Here is a 21,814-nt window from a genome sequence, read left to right as displayed (position 1 = left end):
CTGATTTCTTTGTTTAACGGGCTGTCAGATAGAATCTTGATTGGTCTGATTGTATAAATAAGTCTATTTTCTTTTTTATTTTAAAGCACCACAGCTTTTTTTCAATATGTTTACTGCAAAAGTACACGCTGGCATCCTTTTTTGGAATCAATGTCGTTTTATATGAATTGATGGATAAAACGATATTCATGTTTTGTAAGTGAGCCGGGGCAAACTTTTGTTCAACTAGATTCCGGTCCAGCTGTATCACAGTCCCATCAGCAGAACTGATTTGATTTTTTATAGGGATTAAAAACTCTTGATTATTGCATTCCAGCAATAATAAGGATTGCTTCGGAAAAAACAATTGGCTTTCAGGGAATACGAACGTTAAATCTGCCTCATTATTTCTGAATTCCACTTTCAAAGCTTCTTGCTTTCTTATATCTATTGACAGATTATCGAAAGTTTTTGTAAAGTACGGTCTTGCGCTAAAAGCATATTCCCCATTATTCCCAATATATTTGGCATGTTTCGAATAGGAATACTTTTCTCTGCTGCTGCCAATTCTGGCACGTTTTTTATAGCCATCTATCTTTGATTCAATAAAGAAGTCCCAAACACCAATATCTTCTTCTTGAATAGCTAAATCAGTAAACTTCGTGAGAAATTCAAATTCTCCATCCTTGGCATAAACCGGAGAAATGGTTTTTTCAGTTTTTCGATCACGGTGCACCCAAACGCCTACTAACGTTTGCGAAGCCTGATGCTCTGGTTGTAATGCCGAGTGGATAACCGTTCCTTTTAATGAAAAAGTGTTGTTCTTCATTTGAAATTCGCTCACGTAATGACTGATTTTGTTTCTGTCATCAATGATTCGTTCATTCTCTGTTAACTGATATGGGATAAGGCTTGGATAGTTTGCTATGATATGCCCATTTTTGACAGATGTAAATTGAGTCATATTTTCTTTATCAGCTTCAAACTGTTTCAAACCCTTTAAGTCATTCTGACGTACAAAATATAATTTTAATCGCGTATGAGAATGAACAAGCTTGTCAATTTCATGCGGAATATTTTGTTCAACAAAATGATGCAGTTCTGCCATCCATATTTGCTGTTCCCGTTCATCCTCGATCATTATAGTGAAATCCGTTGTTCTGGAAAAGTCAAAATGGCGATTTAAAAACTTCGCCATAAACTTCATTTTACTGGTATGAGAAAGACGGCTCTCACGAATCATATCTATGATTACCTTCATTGCGCCGTAGTAGTTTTCAGGCGCTACATATGCAAAAGTCATATGCTCGCCATCATGCTGTACAGCGTAGTAATAATCATAGTCAGCCAAAACAGAAATTTTATCCGCTTCTAAATAAGCTTTCATGACAAATACCTGATCCTCTGTGGCCTGTATATTAGAAGGAAAATATATGTCATGATGTCTTAGCAGAGAAACTTTAAAAAGTTTTGTCGGGCCAATTGAGTAGACAAGCGGAGATTTAACAAGATCCGCTTTAGGTTTTGTTTCTTTAAAAATAGCTTGCGGAACCGCTCTGCCGTTTACACCGACCATTTTTCCAAGCACGATATCTGAATTGTGCTGTTGTGCATATTGATACATTCTCTCGAACGCTTCAATTCCTAAATAGTCATCGGAATCAATAAAAAAGATATATTCACCATTCGCAGCACGTATAGCTTGGTTTCTCGGTTCTCCGGGCCCTCCTGAATTTTTCTTTCGTTCAATAACCGTTATATTAGAATACTGTTCACTGTATTTTTTTAATATGGAGACCGTACCATCCTGAGAACAATCATCTACACAAATAATTTCATATTCATGATTCGGCATGGTTTGTTGAACAAGACTATCCAGGCAGCGGGTGATAAACTGTTCTGAGTTGTATGTGGGTACTGCTGCAGTAATTTTCAACATGCCACCTCTATCCTTAGCCGCTTCTATATCTTCATAAAAGCTCATATAATGAACAAAAATGTATAAAATACACTACTTCGTCATTTCAAATACTTTTTCCCATCTTTCAAACAATCGATCTTCACTATATTCAGTGTCCATTAAGTTCTTTGCATTTTTTCCATATTGAATGGCTTTTTCAGGATTGTCATACAAATAAATAATACTCTCAGCAAGCATTTCAATATGGTCAGGTTCTACAAGCATGCCCGTTTCATCTTCTTTTATGAGCTCTCTCGGGCTGTATTTGACATCAAAACTGATGACAGGGGTTGCACACGAAAACGATTCACAGATAGCAAGGCTGAACCCCTCAAATTTTGATGTTAATAATGTGGCAAGCGCCTGCTGATAAAATGGAGCCGGGTTTGCAATATACCCTTTTAAATGCACATTATCCAACTGGAGATCATCAATCAATTGCTGATACTCTTCATAGCCGGGACCGCTGCCATAAATATTAAGGACAATTTCAGGACGCGATTTTTTCACGATTTCCATAGCCTTTATGACCTTATCGATTCCTTTTTCTTCATGATATCTGGCCACCATGACAAATTCGTTTTTCTTCTTTTCATACGTTTGTAATTTTTCAAGCCGTCTTGGAGCATGGGGAATAACAAAAATATTATTGCTGGATTCAAAGTCCTTCATGATATCTTCTTTTTGTTCATTCGTTAAGACGATGAGCCCGTCATAATCTTTAATATGTTCCATCGCGTATTGATGATTTTTCCGAACTTTGCTGCCCAACGTATAAGGATAATCTAAATGATTTGAATGCACACAGTAATAGCGCTTTGCCAATCCTTCTCGCATTTCATTTACTTTTGAAGCACTTCCGACTCCATCGCAGATGATAATAGGGTCCTGTTCTTTTTCGCATAGCTTCTCAAGCCAATGTGTATGAAAGGTGTGTTTATTTTTGAAAAATACGGCTTCCTTTTCACCCCGTTCAAACAGCATAACTCCCTGACTGGCTCCCGTGTGAAAATGGTGCCATTCTGTTAAATAACAAAAACCGTCCGGTGCTGTGTAGTGAATTTGAGTTTGTTTACCGGAACGTTGATCAAAGTATATCCTTTTCATTACATGCTCTTCATAAAATAATTCTCGCTTAGTTCTTTGCATATTCTCATTAAAGTAATCGATATAAAGGAGAGCGCCATCTGAACTCCATTTTTTCTTCTTGATATATAAACCATTCTGAAAATAACTTGCCTCTAATTTCAACTTATCAAAAGAAACAGCAAGATGTTCTTCATGTATGTTCACATTTTGCTGATAATAAAGTTTTTGTTCCGTACTTATCTCCGTCGGTTTATGCTGATTTTTATAATAATCATAAATATTTATAATATTAACATCTGTATGCAATCTTCCTGCATTTTTCAAAGTTCTCTCTATTTCAGCATAATTCTCTTTATGATCTAGTGTAATCAAATCAATATTGAGGCCATGCTCAGCAAAGGTATATGACCTTGACATCATAGAGCTTGTAATGCCACCTTTTTCAATATCAATTTCATAAATTAACGAAAAAATCTTTCTCATTTTCAAGCTCCCTCTTACAAGTTACTTCTTATTAGATAAAAACAAGTAGTTTAACACTCGACGTTTTAAGCCTTCAGCAGTCATTATTACTAAGTGACTGTTTTCCTCTGCCATCTTGAGCCTCCACCCTTTGCTAGCTTGCTCACTCTGATCTAACTTTCCTTCAGTCACACTTAATTTTTCTTCAAAATATTTATTATCCCATTCCACACATAAACAAATGTCAATGTCAGACTGCATGTCCAATACAGTACGCAACGACATATAACCGTTCACTACAAATTCCACATTTGAAACCTCTCGTATTTGGGCAGGTGATATATAGACTCCGTTACTTTTTCGATTCTTTAATTTCCAATAAAACCGGCCGCGTCCCTCAGATTGTTTAGGAAGTTTTCCTTCAAAACAGACCACTGCGGAAACATAGAGATTTAACTTTGACTGCCATTCAGCGCTTGAAAGAGTAGCGCGCATCTTGATTAAGTGATTATTATAAGGAACATAATCAATAAGTTCTCGAATAAACCTTTTACGTATAAACGGCTCTTCTGAAACATAAAAAATATTTTTCCTTGGCCCGGTTTTTGCAACTACCTCATTATATCTTTTTAAAGATGGAAGACAGAGCCCGTCAATGTTATTAATTTCTGTTGCTATGTTATTAATCGATTCATTCACTTCTATAAATCCTTTAAATAAAGAGGAATCCTTTGATGGTAAAGAACATATGAGCGAGTACACTTCTGTTTCAGACGTTATAAAAAAGTGATCAGAATCATTTATAAGGTTTTTTAAAAAATATAGTATAAGCTCATTTTCAGAATGAAATATCCGAGATACACTTCCTATATTTTCAAAAAGAATAATTTTTTCAAGCTTTCCATTATTCTTATACCACTTTGACATATAACAAGTGCCGTCTTTTTTTAAGTATAGCTGCTGCTTAGGCTGATTAGTTTCCAAATTCATATAGATCAAGCTGTGTATATGTCCTGATTTTGTGAACTCTTCTCTTTTGAACCTTTGCCTGCTGTCATTAAAATAATCTGCTACAACCAATTCACCCGCAGATGAAAATCGTTGGTATTTTACATACTTCCCATTTTTATAATAACGATATACTGGTTTTTCTGGATCTTTGACATAAGTCAAACCCTCTTCCTGAATTGTATGTTCAATCCATGAATATTCAGGCTCAGGCCCCTTCAAAAAGTCGTACAGGTTTATGACTGGCGATTCTTTATATATGGCCAAAGCATCTGGTTCATATTTAAAAGTCACAATATGTAAAGGATAATGCCAATCGGTCGTGCTTACATTTTGTCTTTTTGCAATATTAAGCGCTGAACAAACAAAAGCTAATTGTGGCCTAGGAATCTTTATACTCATCATAGATACGATTACCTTTCTTTTATTAAAAGTAGTACAGTGACGTTCATTTTCAGAAGTTCATTATAACATTTTTCAAATCAAGGCTCTAGCTGAGGTACATTCCAAATAAAAACGCCCGAAGCAACCTTCGGGCGTTTCATTTCATTAATTTTTCTCCAATGCATTAAACAGCTGCAGCCATTTGTTCAATACTGCTTCATTTGTATATTCGGTAAGAACCTTTTCACGTCCTTTTAATCCCATCTCTTTTGCAGCATCAGGATTATTTAACAGCTTTATGATTTGATTGGCTAATGCTTTTTGGTCCTTGTGAGGAACAATGTAACCATCTACTCCCTCATTTATCAAGTCTCGAGGACCATAATTACAGTCATAGCTGATAACAGGAGTTCCATTCATAAAAGATTCCATGACAGAAAGGGGGAAGGCCTCATAATTAGAAGACAATAAAGTGGTAAGTGAGCTTCCCATTTCTTCTCTTACATTTTTTGCATAGCCTTTAATAAAAACATTCTGTTGCAGATTCAATTCATTAATCAATTGTTCTAATTTAGACTTCTCAGCACCGTGACCGAAAATTTCAAGTCTGGCATCTGGCACCTTTTTAATAACCCTCACAAATGCTTTAATTGCCTCATCAATAGCCTTTTGTTTATTATATCTTACAAACATGCTGACTTTTTTATTATCTTTTTTTATGTCTGGCAAATCTGTATATGGCATTGAATTAGGAATAATAAAAATGTTTCCATGTTCACCAAATTGTTTTTCTATATCTTTCTTTTGATCATTTGTAAGCACTACGAGCGCATCAAGTTTATCAATATTGCTTAGAAAATCAATATGATCCGGTTTTACTTTACTTCCGTATGTAAACGGAGATTCAAAATGATTGATGTGCACCATATAAATTCTATGAGCTAGTTCTTTTTTCATTCCTCTGACTTTTCCGGTGCTTCCCGGTCCATCACAAATAAAAATTGGTTTTTCATTTTCTGCTGCAGCTATTTCGTTTAACCAATACGTATGGAATTCAGCATTATTTTTAAACATTAGAACCTTATTGCTATTTTTGTTAAAAAGAAAAACTTGCTGCTGTTTCTCGGTTTCACTGTTATACCATCGTATGAGGTAACAGAACCCATCAGGCGTAAAGTACTTCTCATAATTCATTTTGTTATTAGCAGGATCAAAACCGATCTCTCTATGTTTATACTTGTTTTTATGGAATTCTTCTCTTTTAACCCTTTGTCTATTCTCATTGAAAAAATCAATATGACTAAGGTGTCCATCCTCAGTCCATTTCTTATATTTCACATAAGAACCTTGTTTAAAGTATCTGATGTACTGTTTTGTATCATATTCCGAATCCTGAATGAAATACCCTTCCTGTTCTGTTTTTGCTTCATTTTCATAATAGGAAGGATCAATATTTCCGTCAGTATTCAAATCTCGATAGTAATCATTTACATTCAAAATATTAACATCTGGATCTAATTTACCAATCCGTCTTAATTCAGATGTTATATTCTCATAGTAAGGATTATAATCAAAAGTAACTAAATCTGACTTATATCCATTATGTACAAGCATTTTTGACCGGTTTAGCATGGCGGTTGTCATGCCGCCTTTGTTTACATCAATCGTATAAACTACCATAAAAACCGTTTTCATCCGTGCACCTCTTATTAGAATTGATATTCAAAATGAAATAGGTAACCCCTCTAAAATATGTATACCCTATTTGTTCTATTTTAAACTTAGCATATGATTTGCTCAATATCATTTTTTTGTTTTCAACAATTTTAAGGTTACTTTAAGTTAACTGCCTTAGATAATAGACTAACTCTTGTTTAAAATTGGATTTTCTTATATGATTAACGTGTTTAGAATAGATGAAGTTGGGTAAAGAAAGATAAGTCTATTTTATTATATCAGCTATGTGTAATCACTGCGCTGAATATAAAGCATAATACAAGGAAGGTGCTTTGACATTGAAAAAAGTACGTAAAGCCATAATCCCTGCCGCAGGTCTCGGAACGAGATTTTTGCCGGCTACGAAAGCAATGCCGAAAGAAATGCTTCCTATCGTTGACAAGCCAACCATTCAATACATAATTGAAGAAGCTGTTGAAGCCGGTATTGAAGATATTATTATTGTAACAGGTAAAAGCAAGCGGGCGATTGAAGATCATTTTGATTACTCTCCTGAGCTTGAAAGAAACTTAGAAGAAAAAGGAAAAACCGAACTTCTTGAAAAAGTGAAAAAGGCTTCTAACCTGGCTGATATCCACTATATTCGCCAAAAAGAGCCTAAAGGGCTCGGACACGCTGTCTGGTGCGCGCGTAACTTTATCGGTGATGAGCCATTCGCGGTTCTGCTTGGAGACGATATTGTTCAGGCAGAAACACCAGGATTGCGTCAATTAATGGATGAATACGACAAAACACTTTCTTCTATTATCGGTGTTCAGCAGGTGCCTGAAGATGAAACACACCGTTACGGCATTATTGACCCGCTGACAAGTGAGGGCCGCCGTTACCAGGTGAAAAACTTCGTCGAGAAGCCTTCTAAGGGCACTGCACCTTCTAATCTTGCCATCTTAGGCCGTTACGTATTCACACCTGAGATCTTCATGTACTTAGAAGAGCAGCAAGTCGGCGCAGGCGGAGAAATTCAGCTGACGGATGCTATTCAAAAGTTAAATGAAATTCAAAGAGTGTTTGCTTACGATTTTGAAGGTAAGCGCTATGATGTTGGTGAAAAGCTTGGCTTTATCACAACAACTCTCGAGTTTGCGATGCAGGATAAAGAGCTTCGCGAGCAGCTCACTCCATTTATGGAAGCTCTGCTAAACAAAGAAGAACTCTAAACAAAAAGGCTATTGGACATCCATCCAATAGCCTTTTCTTATTTCGACATCAAGGTCAGCGTATGTTTATCATTATCAACTGCAAAGGACAGGTCAGCTGTATTCACAAGAAAACGGTCCTTGCTGCTGTCATACAGTACATCCCTGTCACTTAAAGACAATGACGCCGGTGTAACGGGGGCAATGTTATGAAAGATAAGCTCTGATGCTTTACCGTTCTCCAGCACATAGCTGATTTTTTCATAATCAAAATCCAACGTCTTTCTTCCGTCAGCTGTATCCTCTTCACTATATCCATTCAATTTCGATTGAATGCTGCCGCTGCTGTCTCCCAAAAATTTCAGGAAGTATTCATAGGAAGTTGCTGCATTTTGCGATACATAAGGCGTAAAGGCAGCTGCTCGCAATTCAGCATGTTTCATGTTTGTTGTAACAGCGCTCTTTTTCACAAAATAAGCTTGTCCGTCAAGTTTTATTTTCGCTGTTTTTTTGCCTTTTGCAGCTACCGTCACTTCTGCGCCAAATCGCAGTGTAACATCCGCCTTCTTTTTCAAATCTTGATCCTTATAAACAGACGGTTTTTCAGCTGTAATAAACCCTTTCTTATTGACTGCGGTTAAGCGTTCCTCTGACTCACCTTTTACATTGCCATGATGATTCTTCACTTCATTTTGCGGAATAGCCCCAAACGAAGCAATTGTACGAAGCGGGGCATTAAAGAACATCGTTCCCGCAGTAAAGACCGTCAGAATGGACAAAATAGCAATTTGAACGGCATTAGCCAGTGATTTGGGCTTTTTCTTTTTTTTACGAAAACGGGCAAACGCTTCAGGACTATCTTTCTTCCGCTCCTCCGTCTGCTCTTTTTTATATGTTTCTTTTTCTGTTTTCGAGAGTTTATTAAACCAGTCAATAAACGCTTTGTACTCTTTGACAACGGTTTTTGTTTCATCAAACATGCGAAGCTCACCATAGTGCATCCAAGCAACGCGGTCACACATTTTTTCAATCTGTCCGATGGAGTGGCTGACAAAGAAAATTGTTTTCCCTTGTTTTTTAAACTCATTTATTCTGTCAACACACTTCTGATAAAACGTTTGGTCCCCTACAGAAAGCGCTTCGTCAATAATTAAAATATCAGGGTCAATATGCACGGAAATCGCGAAACCGAGACGCGATTTCATACCGCTGGAATAGTTTTTAACCGGCTGATTAATAAAATCGCCAATCTCGGCAAATTCCACGATGCTGTCATACATATGATCAATTTCTTTATTTGTTAAGCCCATCATCAAACACTTGAGCCGGACATTATCCCGGCCCGTTAATTGATTATTTAAACCAGCCGCAATCGCAATCAGCGACGGCTGGCCGTTCATTTCGATTTCACCGCTGGTCGGTGGAATAATTTTAGCCAGCAGGTTTGACATGGTCGATTTCCCTGACCCGTTTATCCCTACAAAGCCAATTGTTTCTCCTTCATACACGTCAAAGGAGACATTCCGCACAGCAAAAAAACCATTATCCTTGGCCGGAAAAAACAATCCTTTAATCTTGTCCGATTGTTTTTTATACAAATGATACTGCTTTGAAACATTTCGAAACGAAACTTTTAGTTTCATCGTACAATCTCCTTACGTATTAAAGAAAGTCAACAAACTTGTCTCTGAATTTCATATGCAGGATAGAACCTACTAACAATAATAGGAACGTGAACAGCCAGAAATACAGCGTGTATTTCATGTCTTGGAAGAACCACTTTCCGTCTAAAAAGCTGTTTCGGAATCCTTCTATCAGATAAAAAATCGGATTCAGCTTAAGCACAGGCAGCAGATTCGGATGGTTTTTCCCAAGCTGTTCAGAGATATTCCAAAAAATCGGAAGTAAAAAGAACAATAATCTGGTGACGGCCTGCAGCAAAAATTGATAATCTCTGACAAGCACGCTGATTGTAGAGTTAAACAAACTAAATGAAAACATAAATACAATCATGCAGATTAAATAGTAAATATATTGTATCCAATGCAAGCTAGGGTAAACGCCGCTTGCTAAAAGGACAATGACATAAATGCCCATCATTACAAAATAACTAAATAAATTTGAAGCAATCACGACAGAAGGCAGCGAACTGATCGGAAAATTCATTTTTGCGACCATATTGATCCGCTTAAATACACTGTTTGATCCATCGAGAATCGTCGGGCTAATAAAAAACCACGGAATCAACCCAGCAAGCATCCAAACAATAAAAGGTACCTCTCCGACGCCCGTTATGACCGGCTTACTGTTACGAATTCCCATACCAAATACAAACCAGTACGCCAGCATTTGAATGAGGGGATTTAAAAACTGCCATAATACTCCAAGATAATTCATCTGGTACTGAGACTTTGTCTCATACGAAGCCAAGCGCAAAATTAAAGGAAACGATGTCACTTGCTCTTTTACGATTCTTACTAATGCATTCATTGTTTATCTTCCTTAGACTTAAATGATTTTTTGGATCTTTCGGTTAAAGAATTTGAAAGCACCGGTGAATATTGTAACAGATGTTGAGGTTTTTTTCACTTTTAAATAGCAGGGAGAAGTTCCGCAGAACTTCTCCCGTAATTTAAAAGTGTCATTTCAGATCAAACCCAAGCTCATTTAGCTACTTTACTATTTTCTAATTGCACAATAGCATTATAAATACGTTCCCTATTATTTTTATCAGTATATGCAAAAAAGTTATCCACTCTTTTTCTATACTTATCTTCCATACGACTATTATTTTTCATATAATAAATAACTTTATCAACCAGGCTATTATGATCTTCTATTACATCGCCAAAGCCCATTTTCTTATAATCATAGTAATCAAGTTTAAAATGGTATGACTTTTCGTATTGGTAATAGATTACAGGCTTTTTCTCGTATGCAAAATCAAATGCAACCGATGAAAAATCAGTAATCATTATATTAGAAGAATTAAATAACATTTGATAGCTGCTATTATAATCCGCAAACTTTACATACTCATGTTTTTTAAAATCTGTAATCTGTTGTTGTATGTCTGGATGCGGGAAAAAGGTTATCTTATAATTATTATCTTTAGCAAAATTGATCAGTCGCTCATCATTAATCAAGTCATTATATCTAGCAAAGTATTCACTATCTTTAAATGTCGGGTTGTACGGTCTTACTCCTTTTGCCTGATCTTTCGGTAATACTATATCTTTTCTCCAAGTAGGCATTATTAGAAGCTGCTTTTCTCCTTCACTCTTCTTAAGATTATCGTATCTCGGAAATCCACCCAAAAAAATATTTTCTTTTTTATAATTATAATTCCCTTTCACAATAGACCGATATTCAGGTTTTGCTGAAGTGACTAGTAATTTGATATTTTTACTGTATTTATTTAACCATTCGGAATGATCAGCCATTGTTATTCCATGTTGTAAAAAGACAAACTGAAAATTAAATAAATCTCTAAAATAAACTTCCATATTGAAAAATGGATTTACAACCCATAAATCTGCATGTGTCGATATTACCTTGGAAGATGATAAGGTCAGAATTTTATGCCTAAGAGACCTGTATGGTATAACATTTCCGTATTTTTTGATTCTGTTGTAATCTTTGCTATCCTTTTTTATTATAAAGTATTTTTTTACCCCATCATTTTTACTGATGGCATATTTAAAAAGGTGCTCAGCATTATCATCGGCTTTATCCTGTCTGTCTATGAATAACCACACTGGTTTTCTGTTGAAAATAGTAAAAACATGGTGTGCCATCCTAGCAAGCATAGCCTTTTTAATAGCTGATTTTCGTCTCTTTGATTTACCTCTTAACTTATTTAGAGATTTTAAGAAACGAAACTCTTTTATAAATCTATTTTTAACATTATTTTCTTCAAAGATTAGTTTTTTATAATTATAATAAAAGATATAATCTTTTTTAGCCACATAAGAGTTGACTAAATTATTTGACAAACCTGAATGTTTAAAGAAACGAAGGTTTGCCATTTTTCTTTTTTTACCTTTAGTTATGAAAAATTCAATATGCTGATTGTTTGCAAGATATTTTTTGGGAATTTCTACAGAAAAACCAGGATACTTTTTTATTACTTCTCCTAAACTAATATAATCATTATGCCGTCTATTTATATTCTTTGCTTTTATCTTTGTTTCCCCAATCTTAGCGTAAAAATTAAACCCTTTAGAATCAAAGAGAGAACTCCAAAAGCCTTCTATAAGAATAGAATCCTTGTTTTCCTCTAAAATCTCAATAGTTAGAGTTTGGTTTGATAATTTGGAAACAATTTTACCTTCTCTGTATAAAAAATAATCTTGTTCAGTTTCTCTTTCGTATACATACCTACTATAACTTTCTCCGTGTTTTAATTTCAAGGCATGAATTAGATAGAAATGGCTTACACTTTTTGTTGCAATAATGACATCATTCTCAATATACGACAATACTTCTCGAATCAACCTTAAAAATTCACGGTATTCATTTTCATCTAAAGGTGTTTCACTAATATCCTTAATCATTAATTTCCATTTCAAATCATGCATCAACATATATTGAAGAAATAAAGGTATTTTCCGTTCATGATTCTTTGTGGACTCGATTAAATTCTTGGAAAAAGTGATAAGAGAATGGTTAAACCAATTCTTGTTTGCTTTAGCAGTTTGCATCGCAGAAGATCCATTTTCTCTAACTCTATAGTGGTATTTTGCCTCTTTAACCAGACCATATTTTTTCTTTTGAGATATAATTAAATTGACTAGTTTGGCATCTTCACCTATTTTACAGTTTTCGTCAAACCAAATATTTTTCAAGACTTCTTTTTTTATAAATGTAGAACAGCAATGAGTTAATATATGATGTGGTTCTTTTCCTACGTCTAATATTCTTGTGCGAGAAAACTTATTATTTAGATTATGTTCCCCGGTTCTTCCTTCTTCAAAGAAAATGGGAATTGCTACAATATCAATCTCATTCCCATGTTGGTTAAAGAAGCTTAAAACATTTTCAAAAGTTTCTTTTGAAATAAAGTCATCTGGATCTAAAAATTGAATATACCGACCTTCAGCATAATTCAATCCATAATTTCGGGCACTACTCACTCCGCCATTCTGTTTCTTGACGTATACAATATTATTTGGATATTTTTGAGCATATTCTTTACAAATGACTTCACTTTTATCAGGGCTATCGTCATCGACAAGTATTAACTGAATGTTTTCAAAACCTATAGTCTGTTTAACGACGCTTTCTATAGCCTCGGTTAGATATAATTCAACATTATAAATTGGCATTATAACACTGAAATCATAATTAAAACTCTTTACGTTCATAAAAGATTACTCCTAACAAAATGTTTATATGAATAAAGATCGGGGTAAATAAAAGACATAAAGCCGTTAAAATACAGAATGCTAATTTTTTAAAAAAACATCATTACTTTAGTAAAATGAATTAAAAGCATTCCTCACTATTTTTTCAAAAACTTCGTGTGTAAACTTTTAAAAATATTTACTTTGTTAAGTTCTAAAGTATCATCGGTTGTTTTTACGACAAAGCCAAAAGAAAAGGCCCAAATTGGTATCTCAACAACAAAGCCAGCATATCTAAAATCTCTTAATTTATATCCCCATACTTCAATTGTTTTTCTCAATTCTTTACGTTTGCATTTTTTTAATCTATTAAAATATTTTATATAGACCTCGTCATTCTCTTGCATCTCATAGTACTGATTAATAAAGTGCCCTGTTAATTCAAGTTTAAGCCCTTTTATTTTTGTTGAAGTAACAGTACATGTGCTTTGTAGTACTTTTTCTTTTTTTATAGCTTCAAGAGCATCTGTTTTTACTCCTAATAAATGAAACATAAATTCTTTATAATACATAGGCATATCTTGTTCTTTTATATATTGTGGGTCAATAAACTTTAGAATTTTAATAAAATCATCTATAAAATCTTTTTGTTCTTGATGATTTAAAACAGAGTTATAAATATCTCTATAATTAGGATATAAAAATAATTTCATATGATATATAATTAAAAATTGGAAATAAGGCAGAGCTCTATCATACATTTTTATTGAATCCATCAACAAAGTCATATAACATACATTCAGCAAATACGTGTACCTTTTTTTATCAAACCATGAACAATCAACTAATGAGTTTTGTTCTTTTCGTTTTCTATAAAAATACTTTCCTTCAGCAACTGCTCCATAACTTTTCTCTTTCAGCAATAACTGATTAAAAAAGATAGCGTCTTCCCAAAATTTTATTGATTCATTAAACAGAGTGGTATTATTTATTGTATGTCTTCTATAAAAAGTACCACCAATATAAAAATGAATAGCTTTATATTCATTGATGATATTTATAACTCTAGTTCCTTTTTCAAACCTATTATTTAATTTATGTTCCCCTTTTTTTTCACCTGTGTAATAAACAGGCAACACAGCAATATTTACATCTCCGAAATCACAAAAAAATCCATAAATACTACTGAGCGCATTCTTGGAGAATGCATCGTCAGAATCTAGAAAACCAATATATTTAGATTTTTCACTTACATTTAATAATCCATAATTTCTTGCAGCGGAGGGACCGGAATTTTCCATTTTTAAGAATTTAATATTATTAGGAAATAGGTTTTTAAAGGATTCACAAATTTGAGGGCTATTGTCATAACTGCCATCGTCTATTAATATAAGTTCTATATTTTCCTTAAACCCAATTGATTGGTTAATGACACTCTCAATTGAACCTCTTAAATAATTCTCAGAATTATATATTGGCATTATTATAGAAAACATGTTAGTACCTCTTTATTTAGAAGTTAAAGAATTGTTTCAATTACTCTTTTAGAAGCCTTGCCATCTTCTAAATGGCAAAATTCATTATAAAATTTCTCATAGTTATGATCTATATGAGGATTATACAACAACTCTTTTGCTGTCTTTATAAGTTCTTCACTGGTTTGAACCAAGTTCCCGGGCGTTCTCTCTTGGAAATTAAAATAAAATCCTCTTATAGAGTCTCGATAAGCCGGGAGATCATATACAAAAAACACCACAGGTTTTTTTAAATTCATATAGTCAAAAAAAACAGATGAATAATCTGTAATTAATAAGTCACTAATTAAATATAGATCTCGAATATCTTTATATAAAGAAACATCTTTAACAAATTCTTTATAATTCGCTAAATTGAATTTTTCTGATACTAAATAATGCATTCTTAGAAGAATGACTACTGAGTCTCCTAGTTCCCTCTTCATTTCTTCTAAATCAAATTGCAGTTTAAATTTATACTGTCCAACTTTCTTAAATTCGTTATCTCTCCAAGTTGGTGCATATAAAATTATTTTTTTATCTTCGCCAATTCCTAGCTCTTGTTTTACCTTTTTGATTAATGATTCTTTATTTGAAGAATATAGTATGTCATTTCTCGGATAACCAGTCTCTAAAATTTGTTTGTTAAATTGAAACGCTCGTTTAAAAATTTCTGTGGAATAGGCATTAGGAGAAATTAAATAATCCCATTTGCTTACTTCCTGTAAAAAATTCTGTTTATACTTCTCAGTGGTGGTTCCAGGCATGTGTACTTCGTCCATATCATTGGCAAGTTTTTTTAACGGAGTTCCATGCCATGTTTGTACATACAATGTGTTTTTAGGTTTCGGAATCCATAGAGGAAGCCGGCTGTTTGTAATCCAATATTTTGCTGTTGCCATGTACCAAATCCACTTAAGAGAAAACCTTTTTATATATGCCGCTTCAACACCGTCTAATGCTGATAAATACCGTTTATCAATACTCCAGATCAATTTATAATCATATTGATCTCTATTTTCCTGCAGATATTCGTAGATTGCGCGGGGGTTGCAGCTAAATTGCTTTCCAGAATAGCTTTCAAACAAAATCAATTTGTTGTTTCTTGGCAGAAGAGCAAAAATCTTAAAAAGAACTGAATAGCCCCTGATTAATAAACCCCTGCATTTTTTAAAAATAAAAGATTTCATTATGAACTCCTTAAAGAGTGAAAATTTATATTTGTGCAAACAAGAAAAAAAGAAGCAACTGAATTACTTCAAGCCTCTTTTAATTAGTACTTCTATAAACTAGCCATGTCTTTTTTGATTTGGGTAGTTGAAATACCTTCTGTTCTTGGAAGGTATATGACCTCACAATATTCCTTTAAGAAGTCAAACTTCCCTTCCCAATCATCACCGATGACAAATGTATCGATGTTGTGTTTTTGAATATCTGAGATTTTTTGTTCCCAACTTTTTTCAGGAATCACTTCATTCACAAAATCGATTGTTTCTAAAATGAATTTTCTATGTTCATAAGAATGATGCGATTTTTTTTGTTTTTGAAGATTGAATTCATCTGTAGACAGACCTACGATTAAATAATCACCCAGATTTTTTGCTCTTTCCAAAAGCTTCATATGTCCGTAGTGAAATAAATCAAATGTTCCGTACGTTATCACTTTCTTCATTAGATAACATCACCTTCCAAGCGTTCTCAACTGAGGGTACTAGAAAAAAACAAAAACCTAATCGTTTATAATTTCGACATATTTTTTACGTATCATTAATAATGAACAATAATAGCATAAGTTCCTATAAAAGTTAAGGCTCTTTAAAAATGTCAATCACAAGAATTTTCTGGTATCACTGTCGGATTGATATACAACGCAAACAGGTCTTATGACTCATCTATAAACATCACATCAAGTTTTTCATACAGAAAAAATTGATTCTTTTGTCTCCCTTTTAAGTGAAACGATTTTCTTTTCTGCTGCGTCATTTATTCTGTACGCCCTCCTCATATTCATTCATCGTCAAAATGCGAAGGAATTGTAATGTGAATGTTAAAAGTTCCTAAAGATTTTTGTGGTAAGATAGAGTAAGATGTTTTCAGACAAAGAGACTTTATTCAAACTATACGAATGGCACTTGTTTTTTATAGACATATAGATGAAAAGGAGGGTTGGTTACGATGCAAACAAAACCCATTAATCAATTAGATTTTGTAGACGGTGAACTAACTTCATTTGTATCACATTTAGAAACGTCATACTTGGACCAAAATAGAGGTGCGTTCATCGTAACAGCGAATCCTGAAATCGGTTTTGAAGCGATGCAGAATCCCCGTTATGAAACGGTTCTTTCATCTGCTGATTTTATTTTGCCGGACGGCATCGGAGTTGTTATGGTTTCCAAATTAGTTGGTAAGCCGCTTCAATCCAGAATAGCCGGTTACGATTTGTTTACATCTCTATTAGAAAAAGCTCATCAAAAGAAAAAACGGGTTTTCTTTTACGGTGCTGCTAAGCATGTCATTTCACAGACAATTGAGCGCGTCGAACGTGAGTATCCAGGGATTGAAATTGCCGGATACTCTGACGGCTATGTGAAGGATCAGCACGAGGTGGCGGACAAGATTGCGGCCTCAAATCCTGATATGGTATTTGTCGCGTTAGGTTATCCTAATCAGGAGTTCTTTATCCATCAATATCGGCATTTATTCCCTCAGGCTGTTGCTGTGGGGCTGGGCGGAAGCTTTGATGTGTTCAGCGGCAATGTGAAAAGAGCGCCGTCATTTTTTATCCGTTTCCATCTCGAATGGATGTACAGGCTGATCACCAATCCTACGCGCTGGAGAAGAATGCTCAGCATTCCTAAGTATGTTACAGCTGTGCTGAAACAAGAACGAGCTGCAGCAAAGCCGCAATACACAGGACAGGTCAAAGATCAATCACGCCATCTGTAATCGGCCTTAAAGGAGCTATGGTATGTAATGAAATGCATGAATTTCCCGCTGACCATGCGGACGATCTCTGACAGCTGTTTTGGGCTGATGACAGAATGAAATCCTGGATTGCGCTTTTTTATTATGTGTTTGTCAAAGTCATTGGCATATTGCTGTTTTGGGTCAAGCCAGGCAATCAAGTGACGCTTCTGGTTTCCTTTCCTGATAATGCCCGTGCAATATTAAAGGAATACCAGAAGGGACGCTTTTCATTTCCCATTCATGTGCTGCTTACTCAGCACGCCAAGTCGCTGGAAAAAGAATTTCCAGAGCTTACTGTTTCAGTTATTAACGAAAAACATCCGCTTCATATATGTAAAGCGGTCTTTTCTATGCTGAGCAGCAAAACTGTGATTGTTGATAACTATTTTGTTTTGACAACCGTTCTGACCAGCAGGCCTGGTACCGAGTGTATTCAAGTTTGGCATGCGAATGGAGCATTTAAGCGATTTGGGTTGAAGGATATCAACACACTGAATCGTTCACGGTCCGACATAAGACGTTTTCGCAAAGTATATGCCTCATTTGATCGGATTGTTGTCGGCTCTGAACATATGGCTGATATTTTCAAGGAGTTTTTCGACATAAAAGGTGAGCCATTTCTTCGGTTCGGTGTGCCTTTAACCGATGCTTACTATGAGACGATGGATAACGCTCATGACCTTAAAAGCAAATATCATCTGCCGGAGGAGAAAAAAATCATTTTATATGCGCCGACCTTTAGGGACAACCAGTTCGAAAGCTTTTCGCTGCCATTTTCAGAAAAACACTTGCAACATGATTTAAAAGGTGAGTATTTACTTGCAGTAAAACTGCATCCTGTTATGAAGCAATCTGCTGAATTACCTGAGGGCAGTGCGTGGATAAAAGATGTATCAGACCTCCCTCTTGCAGACCTTTTAAAAGTGAGCGATCTGTTAATATCAGACTATTCTTCTGTTCCATTTGAATTTGCGCTGCTGGACAAACCTATTTTGTTTTATACGTATGATATGGAAGCTTACGATAAAACCCGCGGTTTGATTCAGAATTATGCTGAGGTGATCCCAGGGGTGCCTTGCTGTGATTCAGGAGCGCTCCTGAATCAGCTGAAAGATGTGGACAAGCTTCAATCTGAAGTGGAGCGTTTTTCACATGAGTGGAATTTGTACTCGAGAGGGAATGCCAGTAAGCAGCTTTTAAGCTATATAAATGAAAAATCACGCTGATCTTTATATATAATAAAGACCGGTATTGCAAATAATATGAAAACCTTTTATAAAACATTATGAGTTGTAGTAAGGAAGGAGTCATTTTATGATTTATGCTGAGATTCTAGCCGGTGGAAAAGGTTCCCGCATGGGGAACGTCAACATGCCGAAACAGTTTTTACCGTTAAATAAACGCCCTATTATCATTCATACGGTTGAAAAGTTTTTATTAAATGACCGGTTCGATAAGGTTTTAATCGTTTCACCTAAAGAGTGGATTAACCATACAAAAGACATTTTAAAGAAGTTCATCGGGCAAAATGACCGCCTGATTGTTGTTGAAGGCGGAAGCGACCGGAATGAATCTATCATGAGCGGCATCCGCTATATTGAAAAAGAATTTGGCATCCATGATGATGACGTGATCATTACTCATGATTCTGTGCGTCCATTTCTGACTCATCGCATTATCGAGGAAAACATTGATGCGGTTCTTCAATACGGCGCGGTCGATACTGTTATCTCAGCCATTGATACGATTATTGCCTCAGAAGACCAGGAATTTATTTCTGACATTCCTGTCCGCGATAACATGTATCAGGGGCAAACACCGCAAAGCTTTCGGATTAGCACATTGGTTGAGCTTTATAATAAACTGTCCGATGAACAAAAAGCTGTCTTAACCGATGCTTGCAAGATCTGTTCGTTAGCAGGTGAAAAAGTGAAGCTGGTCCGCGGTGAAGTTTTTAATATTAAAGTAACGACACCATATGACTTAAAGGTGGCTAATGCCATTTTACAGGAGCGAATTTCACAATGATTAATCAAACATATCGTTTAGTTTCTGCCCGACAGTTTGAAGTGACATATAAAGATAAAGTTGTCCATTCTGATAAGGTCGTCATCCGGCCTACCCATTTATCCATCTGCGCTGCCGATCAGCGCTATTATACCGGCTCACGCGGCAAAGAAGCGATGGATAAAAAATTGCCGATGGCTTTGATCCATGAAGGAATCGGGAAGGTCATGTTTGATCCGACAGGCACATTCAAAGTCGGAACCCGGGTTGTTATGGTGCCGAATACACCGGTTGAAGAGCATGAAGTCATTGCGGAGAATTATCTGCGTTCCAGTAGATTCCGTTCAAGCGGCTATGACGGATTTATGCAGGATTACATGTTCATGGCGCCGGATCGGCTCGTTGAACTTCCGGATAGCATTAATCCGCATGTCGCAGCTTTTACTGAGCTTATTACCATTGCTGTTCACGCGCTTTCCCGCTTTGAACGCATGGCACACAAGAAGCGTGACACATTCGGTGTCTGGGGAGATGGAAATCTCGGATTTATTATGACGCTTCTTCTGAAGAAGAAGTACCCTGACAGCAAAGTGTTTATCTTTGGGAAAACGCCTTACAAGCTTGATCACTTCTCTTTTGTAGATGCAGCTTATCAAATTAACGATATCCCAGAGGACGTCAAACTCGATCATGCTTTTGAATGTGTAGGCGGACGCGGCAGTGAAAGCGCAATTGGGCAAATCATTACCCAGGTTCATCCTGAAGCATGTGTGGCGCTCTTAGGTGTATCTGAATACCCTGTTGAAATTGAAACAAGAATGGTACTTGAAAAAGGAATTACGCTGATCGGCAGCAGCCGAAGCGGCCGCGAAGATTTTGCCCGTACTGTGGACTTTTTAGCTCAATACCCTGAAGTCGTTGATTATTTAGAAACATTAGTGGGGGGCCGCTTCCCGGTACGCAGTATTGAGGAAATTACCAACGCGTTTGAAGCAGATTTGACTTCATCTTGGGGAAAAACTGTCATCGAATGGGAAATTTAAACAGTGAAAATATTCCTTACTAGAATCGTAAAAGGAGTCTTCAGCACTGCTTATAAACTATTGAGCGTTTTATTACCAGTACAGCACGACAAAGTGGTCATAGCTTCGTATCGTGAGGATCATTTAAGTGATAATTTTAAAGGTGTTTATGAAAAGCTGAAGCAAGATCCGTCTCTTCGCATCACCCTGCTTTTTCGCAAGATGGATAAGGGATTGATCGGACGAGCTGCATATATGCTTCATCTTTTCAGCTCGTTATATCACCTTGCTACTTGCCGTGTGCTTTTGTTGGATGATTATTACTTTCCTTTGTATGTTGTGCCAAAACGAAAGGAAACTGTCACCATCCAGCTTTGGCATGCTTGCGGCGCGTTTAAAAAATTCGGCTACAGCATTGTGAACAAGCCATTCGGCCCATCTCCTGATTACCTGAAGATTGTTCCCGTGCATTCCAACTATGATTATGCCATCGTCAGTGCACCCGCTGCCGTGCCGCATTTTGCCGAAGCTTTTCAAATGGAGCAAAAACAGATATTGCCGCTCGGCATTCCAAGGACAGATTATTTTTATCAGAAGGAACATATTCGCACTGTGCTTGATGAGTTCCATCGTGCTTATCCCGAGCTCAAGCATAAGAAAAAGCTTCTGTATGCTCCTACCTTTCGAGGCAGCGGACATCATCAAGAGGGTGACGCTATCCCGCTTGATCTGCTACAATTAAAATCGGCGCTACATCAGAAAGATTATGTCGTGATGCTCCATCTTCATCCGTATATGCGCAAACATGCACACACGGAAGAGGATGATTTTGTGCTGGATTTAACGGATTCGTACTCACTGTACGATTTGATGGCGATTTCCGATGGGCTGATAACCGATTATTCTTCAGTCATTTTCGAATACAGCCTGCTGAAACGTCCGATGTATTTTTACTGCCCGGATTTAGAAGACTACTTGGAAGAACGTGATTTCTACTATCCGTTTGAATCATTTGTACCCGGGCCGATTTCGAAGAATGTTCTATCACTTGTACACGATATCGAGAGTGATCACGGGGCAGAAGATATGAAACAGATTGAAGCATTTTCACAGACGTTTATTACCCATCAAGACGGCAAATCTTCAGAACGGGTAGCCAATTTTATTTCATCATTTTTAACATCTGGTGCCGATTAGGAGA

Annotated in this window: 16 protein-coding genes; 6 read left to right on the top strand and 10 right to left on the bottom strand. The window is 36.0% G+C overall.

The window, feature by feature from the left end:
- Positions 1-13: 13 nt before the first annotated feature.
- From BTW01_RS15890 to BTW01_RS15875, 4 genes are all read right to left on the bottom strand, one after another.
- Positions 14-1,918 (bottom strand): glycosyltransferase, encoded by a 1,905-nt coding sequence (locus tag BTW01_RS15890; protein ID WP_162103953.1) that lies wholly within the window; start codon positions 1,916-1,918, stop codon positions 14-16.
- Between the two features lie 72 nt (positions 1,919-1,990).
- The gene (locus BTW01_RS15885; protein WP_162103952.1) at positions 1,991-3,511 is read right to left on the bottom strand and encodes a glycosyltransferase; all 1,521 of its coding nucleotides are present in this window, start codon (positions 3,509-3,511) and stop codon (positions 1,991-1,993) included.
- 21 nt (positions 3,512-3,532) lie between these two features.
- Positions 3,533-4,903: an alpha-glucosyltransferase N-terminal domain-containing protein gene (locus BTW01_RS15880; RefSeq protein WP_162103951.1), complete on the bottom strand. Its 1,371-nt coding sequence runs from the start codon at positions 4,901-4,903 to the stop codon at positions 3,533-3,535.
- Between the two features lie 144 nt (positions 4,904-5,047).
- Entirely contained in the window at positions 5,048-6,577 is a 1,530-nt protein-coding gene (locus tag BTW01_RS15875; RefSeq protein WP_162103950.1) for a glycosyltransferase, read from the bottom strand.
- Positions 6,578-6,897: 320 nt separating this feature from the next.
- Here BTW01_RS15875 and galU point away from each other — a divergent pair, with 320 nt between their 5' ends.
- Entirely contained in the window at positions 6,898-7,776 is an 879-nt protein-coding gene (galU, locus tag BTW01_RS15870; protein ID WP_162103949.1) for a UTP--glucose-1-phosphate uridylyltransferase GalU, read from the top strand.
- A 38-nt stretch (positions 7,777-7,814) separates the two neighbouring features.
- On the opposite strand, the gene tagH is transcribed toward galU, so the two are convergent.
- From tagH to tagD, 6 genes are all read right to left on the bottom strand, one after another.
- Entirely contained in the window at positions 7,815-9,398 is a 1,584-nt protein-coding gene (tagH, locus tag BTW01_RS15865) for a teichoic acids export ABC transporter ATP-binding subunit TagH (RefSeq protein ID WP_162103948.1), read from the bottom strand.
- Positions 9,399-9,417: 19 nt separating this feature from the next.
- Positions 9,418-10,245 carry a teichoic acids export ABC transporter permease subunit TagG gene (tagG, locus tag BTW01_RS15860; protein ID WP_087987252.1) on the bottom strand — a complete coding sequence of 276 codons (828 nt, stop codon included), beginning with the start codon at positions 10,243-10,245 and terminating at the stop codon, positions 9,418-9,420.
- Between the two features lie 173 nt (positions 10,246-10,418).
- Positions 10,419-13,121, bottom strand: coding sequence for a CDP-glycerol glycerophosphotransferase family protein (locus BTW01_RS15855; protein ID WP_162103947.1), 2,703 nt, complete (start codon positions 13,119-13,121; stop codon positions 10,419-10,421).
- Positions 13,122-13,258: 137 nt separating this feature from the next.
- Positions 13,259-14,596 carry a glycosyltransferase family 2 protein gene (locus tag BTW01_RS15850; protein WP_162103946.1) on the bottom strand — a complete coding sequence of 446 codons (1,338 nt, stop codon included), beginning with the start codon at positions 14,594-14,596 and terminating at the stop codon, positions 13,259-13,261.
- Between the two features lie 23 nt (positions 14,597-14,619).
- Positions 14,620-15,804 (bottom strand): CDP-glycerol glycerophosphotransferase family protein, encoded by a 1,185-nt coding sequence (locus BTW01_RS15845; RefSeq protein ID WP_162103945.1) that lies wholly within the window; start codon positions 15,802-15,804, stop codon positions 14,620-14,622.
- Positions 15,805-15,896: 92 nt separating this feature from the next.
- Positions 15,897-16,286, bottom strand: a complete 390-nt coding sequence (tagD, locus tag BTW01_RS15840; RefSeq protein WP_162103944.1) for a glycerol-3-phosphate cytidylyltransferase — start codon at positions 16,284-16,286, stop codon at positions 15,897-15,899.
- Between the two features lie 503 nt (positions 16,287-16,789).
- On the opposite strand from tagD, the gene BTW01_RS15835 reads away from it, so the two are divergent.
- From BTW01_RS15835 to BTW01_RS15815, 5 genes are all read left to right on the top strand, one after another.
- Positions 16,790-17,563 carry a WecB/TagA/CpsF family glycosyltransferase gene (locus BTW01_RS15835; RefSeq protein ID WP_162103943.1) on the top strand — a complete coding sequence of 258 codons (774 nt, stop codon included), beginning with the start codon at positions 16,790-16,792 and terminating at the stop codon, positions 17,561-17,563.
- 95 nt (positions 17,564-17,658) lie between these two features.
- Positions 17,659-18,810 carry a CDP-glycerol glycerophosphotransferase family protein gene (locus BTW01_RS15830; RefSeq protein ID WP_162103942.1) on the top strand — a complete coding sequence of 384 codons (1,152 nt, stop codon included), beginning with the start codon at positions 17,659-17,661 and terminating at the stop codon, positions 18,808-18,810.
- A gap of 88 nt (positions 18,811-18,898) precedes the next feature.
- Positions 18,899-19,612 (top strand): 2-C-methyl-D-erythritol 4-phosphate cytidylyltransferase, encoded by a 714-nt coding sequence (locus tag BTW01_RS15825; RefSeq protein ID WP_162103941.1) that lies wholly within the window; start codon positions 18,899-18,901, stop codon positions 19,610-19,612.
- The gene (locus BTW01_RS15820; RefSeq protein WP_162103940.1) at positions 19,609-20,634 is read left to right on the top strand and encodes a ribitol-5-phosphate dehydrogenase; all 1,026 of its coding nucleotides are present in this window, start codon (positions 19,609-19,611) and stop codon (positions 20,632-20,634) included. The genes BTW01_RS15825 and BTW01_RS15820 overlap by 4 nt, the downstream gene beginning before the upstream one ends.
- Before the next feature lie 3 nt (positions 20,635-20,637).
- Complete coding sequence (locus BTW01_RS15815; protein ID WP_162103939.1) at positions 20,638-21,810, top strand: CDP-glycerol glycerophosphotransferase family protein; 1,173 nt, start codon at positions 20,638-20,640, stop codon at positions 21,808-21,810.
- Positions 21,811-21,814: the final 4 nt, after the last annotated feature.

The organism is Bacillus sp. SKDU12 (assembly GCF_010093085.1).
Lineage (GTDB): Bacteria > Bacillota > Bacilli > Bacillales > Bacillaceae > Bacillus > Bacillus mexicanus.
Note: the sequence above shows the minus strand (reverse complement) of the source record. Positions and strands in the feature narration are given on the sequence as shown.